Source organism: Streptomyces durocortorensis, assembly GCF_031760065.1.
In the GTDB taxonomy this organism is placed as follows: Bacteria; Actinomycetota; Actinomycetes; order Streptomycetales; family Streptomycetaceae; genus Streptomyces.
The window spans coordinates 3,061,569-3,076,839 of sequence record NZ_CP134500.1 but is presented as its reverse complement, the minus strand read 5'-3'; the positions used below and the strand labels follow the sequence as shown (position 1 = coordinate 3,076,839).

Sequence of the window (15,271 nt, the reverse complement as noted above, 5' to 3'; positions counted from 1 at the left end):
GAGGACGGACAAGGGGGCGGGCAGACAGGGAGCGGGCTGTCAGCGGACGGGCGGTCGGTCAGGGAGCGGGCGGTCAGGGGACGGGCGGTCAGGGCGCCGGCACTTCCGGCAGGTCCGGGAGGGAGGGCAGATCGGTGGGCAGCTTGCCCGGGTCGACCTTGGTCAGGGAGTCCTTGGCGCCGCCTTCCCAGGAGACGACCAGCTTCGTGCCGTCGACGGAGTCGATCGCGCCCATCGTGCGCTCCTTGCCTCCGTCGGGGCAGGTCAGGGCCAGCATCGGTGCGCCGCCCATGTCCTTCACCTCGCCCTGGCAGACGGACTGGTCGGCGACGAGGGCGACCTTGCGCGCGGCGATGGACACGGTGACGTTCTTGCTGTCCGTCAGCCCCGCCCAGGTGCCCTCCAGCGCGGCGGCGTCCGTGCCGCCGCCCCCGGAGTCCTTGCCGCCGTCGGGGCCGGGCGTCGCGCTCGCCGACGGGTCCGCGCCGGAGCCCTTGCCCGGCTCGTCGTCGCTGCCGCATGCGGTCAGGGCCAGTGAGGCGGCGAGACCGGCGACCACGACGGCACCGGTGCGTACGAACCTGGTCACGTGGAGTTCCCCCTTGCTGTTTTCCGGGCGAAAGACCGCGCCACGTTACCAAGGGTCATGCCGTCAACTCCGTTAAGCGGGAGCGAATTGGACGTGCCGTTCGTCTCTCTTCCCGGCGGGTGCGCGCACACGGAAAGCCTGTAATCGAAGGAACACCCCGCGTGCACGTGCATCTGCTCATGCATTGGCATATGAACACAGCTATGATCCGAGCTAGTTGACACTTGCACCTTGCAACTCGGGGAGCGTCCTGTGCACCACGTGTACAACGGCATGGCGGCCACAGAGCTTCGCGGAGTCGTCTGGCAGAAGAGCAGGCACAGCAACTCCCAGGGGTCCTGTGTGGAGTTCGCGAAACTGCCCGGAGGGAATGTGGCGATGCGGAACTCCCGCCACCCCGATGGGCCCGCCCTCGTCTATACGCCGGCCGAGATCGAGGCGCTGCTGCTCGGCGTCAAGGACGGCGAGTTCGACCACCTGGCGACCGGTGGCTGAACGATGACCGGCGGATGAAGGGTAGTCGGCGACCGAACGGCGGCCGGCGGATGAACGGCGGTCGGCGGTCGAACGAGCGGGACCCCGGGCGGTCGGCCTGCCCGGGGTCGCTACGCGTGTGTCTTCAGGCCTGTGTCTTCGGGTTTTCCGGAAGCCGGAAAAGGGCCCAGACGACCTTGCCGTACAGCGGGCCGGAAGGGAGTTCCCCCACCGGCACGGGAGAAGGGTGCCAGCCCCAGCTGTCGCTGACGCACTCCACCAGGAACAGTCCGCGTCCGGATTCGGCCGAATCCGCGGCCTCGCCCGCCACCGGACTCCTCCGGCTGGGATCGCGCACCGCGCACACCAGCCGCGAGGTCCAGCGCATCAGATGCAGCCGCACCGGCGGGTCCTGGAACTCACGCGGCGGCTCCTCGGGCAGTGCGTGGCGCAGGGCGTTGGTGACGAGCTCGGACACCACCAGCGCGACATCGTCGAAGCGGTCGCCCAGCTCCCACCGTTCCAGGGTGGACCGGGTGAACTCCCGTGCCCCGCCGACCGCTTCGTAGCGGGCGGGCAGAGCGCAGGACGCCGATCCGGCAACCCCTGAGGGGTCGGTGGGGGGAAGCCCCTGCCGTAACGGCTCGAGCATCGTCGATCCATTCGTCCCCATACGAGGCACTCCCGGGATTCGCGGCTGTAGCGGCACTGCCTGTAGCGGTACTGCGGGGGGTACAGCGGCACAACACGAGCACGCAGGTGCGCGGGGACCATGGTTCCGAATGCGCAGGGCAGATGCAAGGGCAGATGCACGTGCACGCGCCGGACCTGCCCGATACCGTGGTGGTTGCGGAGCATTTCTTCCCGGGGGCAGTTTCGGAGCTTTCTGGACGTCTTCCCATTTCCGTAATCGAATGAGTACGGGCTGAAGCGTTTTGGTGGCAGAATCCGGGACCTGGGGTTCCGGGGGGCGCCGGTGTCAGGTAGGCGATGGGGAGGGTCGGACCAGTGTCGGCAGGCGAGTCGAGTGGATCGGTGGTGCGGCGCATCCTCCTGGGCTCTCAGCTCAGAAGGCTGCGGGAGTCGCGCGGAATCACCCGTGAGGCGGCCGGCTACTCCATCCGGGCCTCCGAATCGAAGATCAGCCGCATGGAGTTGGGGCGTGTGAGCTTCAAGGCCAGGGACGTCGAGGACCTGCTCACGCTCTACGGTGTCGCGGAGGAGGCGGAGCGCGAGTCCCTCCTCGGCCTGGCCCGTGAGGCCAACGTGGCCGGGTGGTGGCACAGTTACGGAGATGTGCTGCCCGGCTGGTTCCAGACGTATATCGGCCTGGAGGGTGCGGCCTCCCTCATCCGTATCTATGAAGTCCAGTTCGTGCACGGTCTGTTGCAGACCGAGGCGTACGCCCACGCCGTCGTCTCGCGCGGCATGCGCGGGGCCTCGCCCGCCGAGATCGACCGCAGGGTGGCCCTGCGTCTGGAGCGCCAGAAGGCCCTCGTCTCCGAGCGCGCCCCGACGTTCCACGCCGTCCTCGACGAGGCGGCGCTGCGTCGTCCGTACGGCGACCGCGAGATCATGCGGGCTCAGTTGCGGCATCTGATCGACATGTCGGAGCAGCCGAACATCACGCTTCAGGTGATGCCCTTCAGTCATGGCGGTCATGCCGGTGAGAGCGGCTCATTCACGATGCTGCGTTTCCCGGAATCCGATCTGTCGGACATTGTCTATTTGGAGCAGCTGACAAGTGCGCTCTATCTGGACAAGCCCGAAGAAGTCGCGCAGTACGAAAAGGCCATGGCGGGCCTCGCCCAGGACAGCCCGGCACCGGAAGAGAGTCGGGATCTTCTGCGTGGACTACTCCAACTGACCTGATTTCTCAGTACGATGACGTCAGATCAGGAGTCTGCGAACGCCTGCAAGTAAGGGATTGCATGTCCTTCTTCAATGAACTGGCCCACCAGTACATCGACGGCGAGTGGCTGACCGGCAGCGGCTCGTGGGACATCATCGATTTCAATCCCTACAACGGTGAGAAACTCGCCGCCGTCACCGTGGCCACCGCGGCGGAGATCGACCGGGCCTACCGGGCCGCCGAACGCGCCCAGCAGGAGTGGGCCGCCACCAACCCGTACGAGCGGCGGGCCGTCCTCGACCGCGCCCTGCGCATCACCGAGGAGCGCGCCGATGAGATCGCCGAGGCGATCACCGACGAGCTGGGCGGCACCCGGCTGCGCGCGGCGTACGAGGTGCGCGGCGCGACGGAGTTCCTGCGCGAGGCGATCCGCCAGGCGCTGCGGCCCACGGGCAGGCTGCTGCCCGCCGTGGGGGACGGCCGGGAGAACCGGCTCTACCGGCTGCCCGTCGGCGTCGTCGGCGTGATCAGCGCCTTCAACTTCCCCTTCCTGGTGACGATGAAGTCGGTCGCGCCCGCGCTGGCGCTCGGCAACGCGGTCGTCGTGAAGCCCCATCAGAACGCGCCTGTCGTGGGCGGCGGACTGATCGCGAAGATATTCGAGGACGCCGGGCTGCCCGCTGGACTGCTCAATGTCGTGATCACCGACAGCGCGGAGATAGGCGACGCGTTCATCGCGCACCCCGTGCCCAGGGTGATCTCGTTCACCGGCTCCGACCGGGTCGGCCGGCACATCGCCGCCACCGCCGCCGGGGCCTTCAAGCGGACCATCCTCGAACTGAGCGGCAACAGCGCCCTGGTGGTGCTGGCGGACGCTGACATCGACTACGCGGTCCAGGCGGCCGTCTTCAGCCGCTTCCTGTATCAGGGGCAGGTCAGCATGGCGGCCAACCGGATTCTGGTGGACCGGTCGGTGGCGGCGGAGTTCACCGAGAGGTTCACCGCCGAGGTGGCCGCTCTCAAGACCGGTGACCCGAGGGACCCGGAGACCCGGATCGGCCCGGTCATCAATGCCTTCCAGGCCGACGCCCTCGGCGCCCTGGTCGACCGCGCGGTCGCGGACGGCGCGCGGGCGCTCGTGCGCGGCCGGACCGTCGGCAACGTGGTCGGGCCGACCGTCCTCACCGGCCTCGCGGAGGACTCCCCGCTGCTGACGCAGGAGATCCTCGGCCCGGTGGCCCTGCTGATGACGTTCGACGGCGAGGAGGAGGCCGTACGGATCGTCAACGACAGCCCCTACGGACTCAGCGGCGCCGTCCACACGCGGGACGCCGAGCGCGGGGTGCGGTTCGCGCAGCGGATCGTCAGCGGGATGTTCCACGTCAACGACTCCACCGTGCAGGACGATCCGCTGGTCGCGTTCGGCGGCGAGAAGACGTCCGGGGTGGGGCGGCTGAACGGCGAGGCCGTGGTGGAGGCGTTCACCACGCAGAAGTGGATGTCGATCCAGCACGGCCGCACGGTGTTCCCGTTCTGAGGGCGCGTACGGGGGTGCCTGACGGGCAGTACGGGGTTGGTGCCTGACGGGCGCGTACGAGGTTGTGCCTGACAGGCGCGTACGGCGTGGTGAGGGCCGCCCCGGTCGCACCGGATATCCTAGTCAAAGTTGAATAGGGCCCCCGTGGGGAACTCCGGGAAGGGATGGGTGTCATGTCCGCGATCCGGCTGCTGGTCCTCGGCGCCGTGCGCATGCACGGCCGCGCACACGGCTATCAGGTCCGCAACGACCTGGAGTACTGGGGTGCGCACGAGTGGTCCAACGCCAAGCCCGGGTCGATCTACCACGCCCTGAAGCAGATGGCGAAGCAGGGGCTGCTGCTCGCGCACGAGACCGCGCCCTCCACCGCCGGCGGCCCGCCGCGCACGGAGTACGAGGTCACGGAGCAGGGGCTGGAGGAGTACCGCACCCTGCTGCGGAACGCCATCCGCTCCTACGACCAGAACCTGGACGTCCTCTCGGCGGCCATCGGGTTCATCGTCGACCTGCCCCGCGAGGAGGCCGTCGCGCTGCTCAAGGAGCGGATCGAGGGCATGAAGGAATGGCGGGACGCGGTCACCGAGTACTACACCCCCGAGGACGGTCCCGAATCCCTCGGCCATATCGGCGAGATCATGAACCTGTGGGTGCACTCGGCCGACTCCGGCGCGGAGTGGACGCGGGGCCTGATCGAGCGCATCGAGGGTGGTGCGTACACCTTCGCGGGCGAGGGTGACCCGTTCGTCGGGGTGCTGGCCGAGGGCGAGGAGAACCCGTACGCCACCGGTGTACCCGATCCCGGGGACCACGACTAATCAAGTTTGACGAATGCTGGATCGGGGTTTACCGTCGAGCCGCTAGTCAAGTTTGACTACAAGGGGTTGGAAGGGTGGCGGTGAACGTGACCGAAGCGATCGTCATGGACGGCGTGCACAAGAGGTACGGGGAGAAGCGCGCCCTGGACGGGCTGGACCTGGTCGTCGGCGGCGGTACTGTGCACGGGGTGCTCGGCCCCAACGGGGCGGGCAAGACCACCGCCGTACGGATCATGTCGACGCTGCTGCGCCACGACGCGGGCCGGGTCGCCGTGGCCGGGCTCGACGTCCGCGAGCGGGCGGGCGAGGTGCGCCGCAGGATCGGGCTGCTCGGGCAGCACGCGGCGGTGGACGAGCAGCTCGGCGGGCGGCAGAACCTGGAGATGTTCGGGCGGCTGTACCACCTGGGCGCACGCCGGGCGGGCAGCCGGGCCGACGAACTGCTGGAGCGGTTCGGCCTCGCGGACACCGGCCGCAAGGCCGTCAGGCAGTACAGCGGCGGGATGCGCAGGCGGCTCGACCTGGCCGCCTCGCTGATCACCGATCCGGACGTGCTCTTCCTGGACGAGCCGACGACCGGGCTCGACCCCCGCGGCCGGGCCGAGGTCTGGGAAGCGGTGCGCTCTCTGGTCGGCGGCGGCACCACGGTGCTGCTGACCACGCAGTATCTGGACGAGGCGGACCAGCTGGCCGACCGGATCTCGCTGATCGACGGCGGCCGGGCCGTCGCCGAGGGCACCCCCGACGAGCTGAAGGCCCGCGTCGGCGGCGACCGGATCGACGTGGTCCTGCGCGACGCGTCCCGGCTGGTGGAGGCGGCCGCGCTGCTCGGCGGCGCGGATCTGACGCTCGACCACGACCGGCGGCTGATCGGTGCGCCCGCCCCGGACCGGATGGCGGCCCTGACCCGGACCGTACGGGCGCTGGAGGAGGCGGGTATCGAGGCGGAGGACATCACGGTGCGCCGCCCGACCCTGGACGAGGCGTTCCTGTCCCTGACCGGACAGCCCGCGGGTGAGCAGCGTACGGAGAAGGCGGAGGTGGCGGCATGAGCGCGGCGACGACGACGGTGGTCCCCGGGCAGGGGGGCGGCTCCCGGTTCGGCTGGGCGCTGGCCGACTCCTGGACGATGACCCGCCGAGAACTGGCGCACTGGGCCCGGCAGCCGGTCGCGGTCCTCGTCAACCTGGCCTTCCCGGTGATGCTGCTCCTGATGTTCACCTATCTGGTGGGCGGTGGCCGGGGCGTGGAGGGCGACCCCACCGAGTTCCTGGTTCCCGGCATGCTCGCGCTGACCATGGCCTTCGGTCTGGAGAGCACGATGCTCGCGGTCACCCAGGACCTCGGCAAGGGCGTCATCGACCGCTTCCGTTCGATGCCGATGGTCCCGGGCGCGGTGCTGGTGGGCCGCAGCGCCGCGGACATGCTCCAGTCGGTGGCCGCGCTCGGGGTGATGGCCGGGGTCGGCTGCGCGGTCGGCTGGCGCTGGCACAACGGGGCCGCCGCCGCGCTGGGGGCGGTGGGGCTCCTGCTTCTCCTGCGGTTCGCGATGCTCTGGGTGGGCATCCAGCTCGCCATGGTGGCGGGGCGGCCCGAGCTGGTCTCCGCCGTCCAGATCCTGGTCTGGCCGGTCGGCTTCCTCTCCAACGTGTTCGCCACCCCCGCGTCCATGCCCGGCTGGCTGGGCGCCGTGGTCGAGTGGAACCCCATGTCCGCGACGGCCACCGCCGTGCGGCAGCTGTTCGGGAACCCGGGGGGTGCGACCGGCTCCTGGGCCGCCGAGCACGCCCAACTCCTGGCGGTGCTCTGGCCGGTGGTGATCATCGCGGTGCTCTTCCCGCTGGCGGTGAGGAAGTTCGCCAGGCTGAGCCGGTAGCGGGCGCCGGCGGAGCGGTCTCGTGCGGCCTCTAGTGGTGGAAGGCCGTCGGCACCGATCGGTCATGGCTCAACGGGTGCTTCTGCGAGCGCAGTTCGGGCAGCAGCAGCTTCAGGTCCTCCACCAGTAGCTCCGCCAGGTCCGAGGAGAACCCATTGCGGCACACCACCCGCAGCACCGACAGGTCCTGCCGGTTGGCGGGGAACGTGTACGCGGGCACCAGCCAGCCGTGCTCCCGCAGCCGGCGCGAGACGTCGAACACGTCGTACGCGTGGACGTCGCTGTTCGTCGTGAAGGCGAACACCGGCAGCTCGTCGCCCCTGGTGAGCAGCCGGAAGTCGCCCAGCTCCTCCACCGCACGGGCCAGTGAGCGGGCCACGTCCCGGGAGGCCTGCTGGACCGCCCGGTAGCCGTCGTGCCCGAGGCGCAGGAACGTGTAGTACTGCGCGACCACCTGCGCCCCGGGCCGGGAGAAGTTCAGCGCGAAGGTCGGCATGTCGCCGCCCAGGTAGTTGACCCGGAAGACCAGTTCCTCCGGGAGTTCGTCGGACGAGCGCCACAGCGCCCAGCCGACCCCCGGGTAGACCAGCCCGTACTTGTGGCCGGAGGTGTTGATCGAGGACACCCGCGGCAGCCGGAAGTCCCACTCCACGTCCGGGTCGAGGAAAGGCGCGACCATCGCGCCGGACGCCCCGTCGACGTGGACCGGGATGTCGAGGCCGGTGCGTTCCTGGAGGGCGTCCAGGGCCGCGCACAGCTCGGCGATCGGCTCGTAGGACCCGTCGAAGGTGGAGCCGAGGACGCCGACGACCCCGATGGTGTTCTCGTCGCAGAGCTCGGCGGCTGCCCCCGGGTCCAGGTGGAAGCGGCCGCCCTCCATCGGGACCTGCCGGGCCTCCACCTCCCAGAAGGTGCAGAACTTGTCCCAGCAGACCTGCACGTTGACGCCCATCACCAGATTGGGCCGGGCGCTCGCCGGATAGCGGTCCGCGTTCCGCTTCGCCCAGCGCCGCTTAAGGGCGAGCCCGGCCAGCATGCACGCCTCGCTCGACCCGGTCGTCGAACACCCCACGGCGGTCGCCGGATCGGGGGCGTTCCACAGGTCGGCGAGCATCGCCACACAGCGCCGCTCCAGTTCGGCGGTGCGCGGGTACTCATCCTTGTCGATCATGTTCTTGTCCCGGCACTCACCCATCAGCACCCCGGCCTGCGGCTCCATCCAGGTGGTGACGAAGGTGGCCAGGTTGAGCCGGGAGTTGCCGTCGAGCATCAGCTCGTCATGGACCAGCCGGTACGCCGTCATCGGCGGCAACGGGCCGTCCGGCAGCCGGTGCCGGGGCGGCGCGGCGGTCATCGCGGCCGTCGGATCGGCCTCGCCGTAGAAGGGGTTGAGGGCGAGCCTGCGCCGCTCCGCGGAGGGTTCGTCCTGTTCCGGGTGGGCACCGCGGTGCAGCGGCATGGGGGAAGCCCTTCTCTCGGCCGACGCGGTCGGGACAGTATCGGTTCAAAGCGGTATGAAACCGAATGAAGCGTTACGTCAACGCATGAAGCCGACGATACGGATGCTCGCGGTGTCCGGCGCGCCGGGTTGAGCCGTCCCCGCGCGCCAGGTCGAGCCGTCCCCGCCCCCGTAGCCCGTCCCCGGCAGCCGCCGGGCCGGGGCGGCCGGGGAATGAGGGGGAGCGGGCGACGGGGGCGCGGGGGGTTCGGAGGCAGCCACCGGCTCACCATGGAGTCGGAAAACGGGCTAAAGCCCCATCGGCTACCCGGTGGCGCCGCATCACACCTTGCTGATCACCGCCGCTGTCCCGTACGCGCAGACCTCCGTCCCCACGTCCGCCGCCTCGGTGACGTCGAAGCGCATCATCAGGACCGCGTTGGCGCCCCGGGCCCGCGCCTGCTCCACCAGCCGCTCCATCGCCTGGTTGCGGGTCTCGACCAGGGTCTTGGTCAGCCCTTTCAGCTCGCCGCCGATCATCGACTTCAGCCCGGCGCCGATCTGGCTGCCGAGATGGCGCGACCGCACGGTCAGCCCGAAGACCTCACCGATGACCTGCGTCACCTGATACCCCGGTACGTCGTTTGTGGTGACGACCAGCACGTCCGCCTGGGCGGTCTGCCCGCCGCCGAATTCCTCAATGCCCATGTTCGTGGCACCTCCTGTGATCAGCTTCGGTCTGCTCCGCAGGATGCGCATTCCCGCTGTGCGCCACCGGAACCAAGGGCGTTCACCGGGCGTCGGTAGCTTCGGTCGCCGCGCGGCCCCCACCACACACGTCACCCTGGAGCCTGGACCCTTGAATACGCTTGCCCTCGGCCCGAGCTGGCTGGACCCGGACTATCTGCTCAACACGTTCGGCCTCCCCGGCCTCCTCCTCATCGTGTTCGCCGAGTCCGGACTGCTGATCGGCTTCTTCCTGCCCGGCGACTCCCTGCTGTTCACCACAGGGCTGCTGGTCACCACCGGCCAGCTGAAGTATCCGCTCTGGCTCGTCTGCACCCTGATCGCCGTCGCCGCGATCCTCGGCGACCAGGTGGGCTATCTCTTCGGCCGCAAGGTCGGCCCGGCCCTCTTCAAGCGCCCGGACTCCCGTCTCTTCAAGCAGGAGAACGTGGAGAAGGCCCACGAGTTCTTCGAGAAGCACGGCCCGAAGTCCCTGGTCCTGGCGCGCTTCGTGCCCATCGTCCGCACGTTCACGCCGATCATCGCGGGCGTCAGCCGGATGAACTACCGCCTGTTCGTCATCTACAACGTCGTCGGCGCGCTTCTGTGGGGCGTCGGCGTCACCGTGCTCGGCGCCATGCTCGGCAAGATCGACTTCGTGCACGAGCACATCGAGAAGATCCTCGTCCTGATCGTGCTCATCTCCGTGGTGCCGATCGTGATCGAGGTCCTCAGGGCCCGCAGCCAGGGCAAGAAGGCCGCTGCCGCCGAGGCGGCGGGCGGCGACGGCCCGGCGGCGGATGCCCTGCCCCAGGGGCTCGTAGGGCCGGGCTCAGCCCCGCCTGGAGTCTGAGGCGACCGGGCTCAGTCCCGCCCGGAGCCTGAGGCGACCGGCCTCAGTCCCGCCCGGAGCCTGAGGTGACGCGCGCGTGCCGACCGCGCTTCGGTGCGGCGGCCGACGGCTCCGCCTTCTTGCCCTGAGCCCGGTGCTCCACCACCAGCACAGCGATCACCACGGCGGCGCCGAGCGCGAACAGAGCGCAGGTCAGGCCGACCGAGCCGCTGGGGGCGAGGAGCCCGCGGTCATCGTCCTGCCAGGGCCACAGCGCGCGCAGTGAACCAGCCATCAGACCGGTCATCACGACCAGCGTCATGTGGTGGTAGTTCGCCAGCAGCCACTTCAGCAGCTTGACGAAGAGCGCGAGCCCCACCACACAGCCCAGCGCGAAGGCTGCGAGATAGCCGAAGTCACGCTCGTTGACGGCTTCGATCGTCGGCTCGTACAGGCCCATGGTCAGCAGCAGGAACGAGCCGGAGATACCGGGAAGGACCAGCGCGCAGATCGCGATCGAGCCGGCCAGGGCGACCACCACGGGGTGGGTCGGCATCTCGCCGGGCGGCAGCCCCGTCAGGGTGAAGGCGCCCAGCGCGACGACCACGCAGAGCGCGTAGTTCCCGACGGTCCAGCGCTTTCCCGAGCCTGAGTACGGCACCCACAGGGAGGCCAGCACCAGACCGAAGAACAGGGCGTAGGCGGACTGGGGGTGCTCCTCGACCAGGGGCGCGATCAGCTTGGCCGCGAGCACCAGGGCCACCGCCATGCCCGCCAGGAGCGGAAGCAGGACCGTCCAGTCGACGTTCCTCAGCTCGGCCCTGGCGCGCGCGGCCCCCCGGCCGCGGGGCAGGTCGGACGCGCCCATGCGCAGCGCGCTGGTGATGTGACCCGCGCCGTCGATCAGCTTCTCGTACACGCCGGTGATCAGTGCGACGGTGCCGCCGCTGACGCCGGGGACGGCCTCTGCGGTGCCGATGAGAGCGCCACGGAAGGCGTTGAAGACGTGGTGGCCGGATGGCTTCGCCATGATCTCCTGTTTCGACTGTCGGCTCTCGGCCATGGTTCGGCTCTCGGCCTTGAGGGGAGCAGGCGACCATCCTAGGCGCCGCGCCGCAGTGGCCGTACGAGCAGGGGTCGGCAGGCGGAACGGACGGGACCGCTGCTTCCTCAGAACCCTCGGGTCCGCTTCGCCGCCCGGCGGCTCGCCCCGCCGACCGCGCCCGGCACCCGCATGAACAGCCGGGAGATCTCGCTCCCCAGGTTCACCCCGATCGCGATGGCCAGCGCCGTCGCGACCGCCGTCGACAGCGAGGTCAGCCCTCGGGTCACGTCGTTCTGGGCCACGCCCAGCAGACCGAAGTACGTCGCCGAACCGGGCAGCAGCGGCCCGATCGCCGCCGTGATGAACGGTAGCGAGGACGTGTACCGGTAGCGCGAGAACAGCTGCCCGAACAGGCCCACCAGACCGGCCGCCACCGCCGTCGCCGCGACCGGCGAGATGTCCCCGGTGCGGGCCATCGCGCCGAAGACGATCCAGGCGACACCGCCGTTCAGGGTGACCGCCAGCACGGTCGACCGCTCCTGCTGGAGCAGGACCGCGAAGGCCAGACTCAGCGCCATCGACGCCAGGATCTGGAGCACCGGCCGGTCGTTGGGCACGAACTGCGCCTCGGGATTGAGCTGCGCCCCCAGCTGCACCCCGAGATACAGGATGATCAGCACGCCCGCCACGATCCCGATGAAGAAGTACATGACCTCCAGCAGCCGGGCCGACGCGGTGATGTAGTAGCCGGTGAGACCGTCCTGCACCCCCGCCACCAGCGCCCGCCCCGGCAGCAGGGCGAACAGCCCACCGGTGATCACCGCGGACGGGCGGATGTCCGTCGAATGGGTCAGCGTCAGCGCCACCCCCATCGCGGCGGGCGGCATCGCGGCCACCGTGAACTGGTAGAACTCCGGCAGCCCGCGCCCGGCGCACAGCCACGCGAGACGGTCGCCGAGCATCGCGCCCGTCGCCGCCACGATGAACACCAGCACCCCACCGCCGACCAGCACGGAGGCCGAGCCCGCCAGCAGCCCGGCGGCCGCCGTCAGCACCCAGCCCGGGTACGGGTGCCGGTTCCTGCGGATCTCCGCGAGCCGCCGGTAGGCCTCCTCCAGGGAGACGTCGGCCTCCTCGCTGGTGATGTCGTCGACCAGCCGGAACACGGCCGCCAGCCGCGTGTAGTCGGTGCCCCGGCGGCGTACGGTACGGCTCGCCGTGACCGGATCGTCGACCAGCGACGGCTGGTGCGAGATGGACAGCAGCGTGAACGTGACCGTCGGCTCGCTGCGGTCGAGACCGTACGAGCGGGTCACCGCGAACATCGCCGCCTCGACGTCCTCGGCGCCCTCACCGCCCGCGAGCAGCAGCTCCCCGATACGCAGCGTCAGGTCGAGCACGCGCGGCACGGCGGGGCCGGTCTCGTCGTCGGTGCGCTGAACGGTCTCCGCGGCCGGACGCTCGGTCACCGGCATCCGCAGCATCGTGCGCATCCGGTCCTGCCAGGGCGCCTCCTTGGTCAGCCTGACCATCGGCATGCCCTGTGCCGGAGTGAACGCGGGCGGCGACTGCTGAGCCCTGTACGTGCTCGGCGGGGTGAAAGCGGAACTCAACGTGTCGGAGTGCGAAGCACCTCCGGGGCCACCGCCCGAGGACGCCGGGCCGCCCGGGTCCTGGTGCACCCCGCTCGGCAGCGCGAACTCCGACGTCGGATGGTCCTCCTCGGGCGGTGAGGCGTGATGACTCGTCCCCGGAGGCGGAGCGAAAGCACTCCGTGCCTCGTCGGACTGGGGCTTCTGGTCCTCTGGACCGCCCGATTCCGCCACCACTCGACCTCGTTCCTCCTTGGCTGCATGTCCCGGGCACTCGTCTGCCCAGTATGGCCACCGGCATGGGCCCCGCACGCGCAGGAGTGCGGACAGTGAAACGGGCGGCACACCCGCGAAGGTGTACCGCCCGTTCCCGTACGGCCGTCCGGCTCACAAACGGAACCGGAAGAGGGACGTCAGTGCGCGCCGCCCTGCGCCTCAAGGCGCTTGTACGAGGCCTCGATCTCGGCCTCCGCCTCGGCGCGGCCGACCCAGTCGGCGCCCTCGACGGACTTGCCCGGCTCCAGGTCCTTGTAGACCTCGAAGAAGTGCTGGATCTCCAGGCGGTCGAACTCCGACACGTGGTGGATGTCGCGCAGGTGCTCCACCCGCGGGTCGGACGCCGGGACGCAGAGCAGCTTGTCGTCGCCGCCCGCCTCGTCGGTCATCCGGAACATGCCGATGGCACGGCACTTGATGAGGCAACCGGGGAAGGTCGGCTCGTCCAGAATGACCAGCGCGTCCAGCGGGTCGCCGTCCTCGCCGAGGGTGTTCTCGACGAAGCCGTAGTCGGCCGGGTAGCTGGTCGAGGTGAAGAGTCGACGGTCCAGGCGGATCCGACCGGTCTCGTGGTCCACCTCGTACTTGTTCCGCGAACCCTTCGGGATCTCGATGGTGACGTCGAACTCCACGGGTGGCTCCTCCATGATCAACACATACGACTGGTGATTAAGTGTCCCCCACGCAGAAGAGTGCTCGCGAAAGGGGCTGGTCAACGGTGGCCGAGCCGGTGGAAAGACCGTCGAACCGTCCGTCGGACCCGTGGGGCAGGCTGAAGAGCCTGACGAATCGGCGCAACGGCTCGCACACCTGGCAGGTCATCGCAGGCTCCGCCACGCTCGGCCTGGTCGTCGCTGCCGGCGCCGTCCTCGCCGCCGGCCCCTGGGACAACGGTCAGCGTAAGGCCGAGCGGGAGGTGGCAGCCGCCGCGGACCCCACAGGTGGCGCACATCACGGCCGCCCGACGCCCGACGCGCCCCCGGCTGCCCCCAGCGCCCCGCCCGTCCTTCCCGCCCTCGGGACCGCCACCCGCGACACCCCCCAGGACCCCGCGGGCCTCCGCGACACCCTCGCCCCGCTCATCGGCGTGCCCGAACTCGGCACCCAGGTCGCCGCGTCCGTCATCGACACCGCCACCGGCAAGCAGCTGTACGGGCACGGCGCCACCACCCCGATGACCCCGGCCTCCACGATCAAGCTCGCCACCACCCTCGCCGCGCTCTCCGCCCTCGGCCCCGACCACCGCATCGCCACCACCGCCCGGCTCTCCGAGGACGCCCGCACCCTCACCCTCGTCGGCGGTGGCGACCCCACCCTGAGCAGGGCCGCCCTGCGTTCGATGGCCACCGAGGCCGCCGACGCCCTGCGCGAGGACGGCAGGGACTCCGTACGGCTCGCCTACGACACCTCCCGCTACACCGGCCCCGAGCTCCACCCGATCAGCCCCAACACCAACATCGCCCCCGTCACCGCGCTGATGGTCGACGAGGGCCGGCTCGACGACACGGACCGCGGCCCCGCACCCCGCAGCGAGGACCCCGCGGGCGACGCCGCCCGCGCCTTCGCCGCCCAGCTGAAGAAGGCGGGCGTCAAGGTCACCGGCACACCCCGCGAGGCCCGCGCGGCCGCCGAGGCCCGCACGGTCGCCACCCACCACTCCGCGCCGCTGTCCTCCCTCGTCGAGCGAACCCTCACCAACAGCGACAACGACATCGCCGAGGCCCTCGCCCGGCAGACCGCCATCGCCAAGGGCGAGAGCGCCGACTTCGCCGGAGCCCGCCGCGCCGTCACCAAAGAACTGAAGAAGCTCCAGGTCCCGGTGGCAGGCGCCCACCTCGCCGACGGCAGCGGCCTCGACCGCGCGGACCGGGTCACCACCGCCCTCCTCACCGCCCTCCTCGCCCGCGCCGCCGACCCGGACCGCCCCGGACTGCGCCACGTCCTCACCGGCCTCCCCGTCGCCGGATTCAGCGGCACCCTCAGCGCCCGCTACCAGGACGCCCCCGGTGCCACCGGCCTGATCCGCGCCAAGACCGGCACCCTCTGGGGCGTCAACGCCCTCGCCGGAACCGTCGTCGACGACCGGGGCCGCCTCCTCGCCTTCGCCTTCCTCGCCTCCGGCACCGCCTCGGCCCCCGAGGCCGAAGCCGCCCTCGACGCCCTGGCCGCGGCCGTCGCCGGACCGGCCCGCTGAGCCGCACCCGGCACCCGAAGAGCGG

The 15,271-nt window shown here is 70.5% G+C and carries 15 protein-coding genes; 8 read left to right on the top strand and 7 right to left on the bottom strand.

The genetic code is table 11. The features are described from left to right. Nucleotides 1-88 precede the first annotated feature (88 nt). Entirely contained in the window at nucleotides 89-589 is a 501-nt protein-coding gene (locus RI138_RS13545) for a hypothetical protein (RefSeq protein ID WP_311120104.1), read from the bottom strand. A gap of 252 nt (nucleotides 590-841) precedes the next feature. Between RI138_RS13545 and RI138_RS13540 the strand changes: the two genes are divergently transcribed. Continuing rightward, nucleotides 842-1,084, top strand: a complete 243-nt coding sequence (locus tag RI138_RS13540) for a DUF397 domain-containing protein (RefSeq protein WP_056793446.1) — start codon at nucleotides 842-844, stop codon at nucleotides 1,082-1,084. Between the two features lie 124 nt (nucleotides 1,085-1,208). On the opposite strand, the gene RI138_RS13535 is transcribed toward RI138_RS13540, so the two are convergent. Continuing rightward, nucleotides 1,209-1,715, bottom strand: coding sequence for an ATP-binding protein (locus tag RI138_RS13535; RefSeq protein ID WP_311120103.1), 507 nt, complete (start codon nucleotides 1,713-1,715; stop codon nucleotides 1,209-1,211). 356 nt (nucleotides 1,716-2,071) lie between these two features. On the opposite strand from RI138_RS13535, the gene RI138_RS13530 reads away from it, so the two are divergent. The 5 genes from RI138_RS13530 (at nucleotide 2,072) to RI138_RS13510 (ending at nucleotide 7,143) form a co-directional block, all read left to right on the top strand. Next, complete coding sequence (locus RI138_RS13530; protein WP_311120102.1) at nucleotides 2,072-2,935, top strand: helix-turn-helix domain-containing protein; 864 nt, start codon at nucleotides 2,072-2,074, stop codon at nucleotides 2,933-2,935. A 59-nt stretch (nucleotides 2,936-2,994) separates the two neighbouring features. Next, the gene (locus tag RI138_RS13525) at nucleotides 2,995-4,452 is read left to right on the top strand and encodes an aldehyde dehydrogenase family protein (RefSeq protein WP_311120101.1); all 1,458 of its coding nucleotides are present in this window, start codon (nucleotides 2,995-2,997) and stop codon (nucleotides 4,450-4,452) included. 173 nt (nucleotides 4,453-4,625) lie between these two features. Beyond that, a complete protein-coding gene (locus RI138_RS13520; protein ID WP_311120100.1) occupies nucleotides 4,626-5,267 on the top strand; it encodes a PadR family transcriptional regulator in 642 nt (213 codons plus the stop codon). A gap of 86 nt (nucleotides 5,268-5,353) precedes the next feature. Continuing rightward, on the top strand, nucleotides 5,354-6,319 hold the full coding sequence (locus tag RI138_RS13515) for an ATP-binding cassette domain-containing protein (RefSeq protein WP_311120099.1): 966 nt from the start codon (nucleotides 5,354-5,356) through the stop codon (nucleotides 6,317-6,319). Continuing rightward, a complete protein-coding gene (locus RI138_RS13510) occupies nucleotides 6,316-7,143 on the top strand; it encodes an ABC transporter permease (RefSeq protein WP_311120098.1) in 828 nt (275 codons plus the stop codon). Before RI138_RS13515 ends, RI138_RS13510 begins: the two co-directional genes overlap by 4 nt. A 31-nt stretch (nucleotides 7,144-7,174) precedes the next feature. On the opposite strand, the gene RI138_RS13505 is transcribed toward RI138_RS13510, so the two are convergent. Both RI138_RS13505 and RI138_RS13500 read right to left on the bottom strand, forming a co-directional pair. Beyond that, complete coding sequence (locus RI138_RS13505) at nucleotides 7,175-8,602, bottom strand: glutamate decarboxylase (RefSeq protein WP_311120097.1); 1,428 nt, start codon at nucleotides 8,600-8,602, stop codon at nucleotides 7,175-7,177. A 321-nt stretch (nucleotides 8,603-8,923) separates the two neighbouring features. Beyond that, nucleotides 8,924-9,289 carry a YbjQ family protein gene (locus tag RI138_RS13500; RefSeq protein ID WP_019762066.1) on the bottom strand — a complete coding sequence of 122 codons (366 nt, stop codon included), beginning with the start codon at nucleotides 9,287-9,289 and terminating at the stop codon, nucleotides 8,924-8,926. Between the two features lie 151 nt (nucleotides 9,290-9,440). Here RI138_RS13500 and RI138_RS13495 point away from each other — a divergent pair, with 151 nt between their 5' ends. Further along, entirely contained in the window at nucleotides 9,441-10,160 is a 720-nt protein-coding gene (locus tag RI138_RS13495; protein ID WP_311120096.1) for a DedA family protein, read from the top strand. A 43-nt stretch (nucleotides 10,161-10,203) separates the two neighbouring features. Here RI138_RS13495 and RI138_RS13490 read toward each other — a convergent pair whose 3' ends face one another. The 3 genes from RI138_RS13490 to RI138_RS13480 form a co-directional block, all read right to left on the bottom strand. Beyond that, nucleotides 10,204-11,169 (bottom strand): DUF368 domain-containing protein, encoded by a 966-nt coding sequence (locus tag RI138_RS13490; RefSeq protein ID WP_311120095.1) that lies wholly within the window; start codon nucleotides 11,167-11,169, stop codon nucleotides 10,204-10,206. Nucleotides 11,170-11,309: 140 nt separating this feature from the next. Then, complete coding sequence (locus tag RI138_RS13485; protein ID WP_311120094.1) at nucleotides 11,310-13,013, bottom strand: threonine/serine exporter family protein; 1,704 nt, start codon at nucleotides 13,011-13,013, stop codon at nucleotides 11,310-11,312. 176 nt (nucleotides 13,014-13,189) lie between these two features. After that, nucleotides 13,190-13,684, bottom strand: coding sequence for an inorganic diphosphatase (locus RI138_RS13480; RefSeq protein WP_003968257.1), 495 nt, complete (start codon nucleotides 13,682-13,684; stop codon nucleotides 13,190-13,192). Nucleotides 13,685-13,770: 86 nt separating this feature from the next. On the opposite strand from RI138_RS13480, the gene dacB reads away from it, so the two are divergent. Further along, the gene (gene dacB, locus RI138_RS13475; RefSeq protein WP_311120093.1) at nucleotides 13,771-15,246 is read left to right on the top strand and encodes a D-alanyl-D-alanine carboxypeptidase/D-alanyl-D-alanine endopeptidase; all 1,476 of its coding nucleotides are present in this window, start codon (nucleotides 13,771-13,773) and stop codon (nucleotides 15,244-15,246) included. Nucleotides 15,247-15,271: the final 25 nt, after the last annotated feature.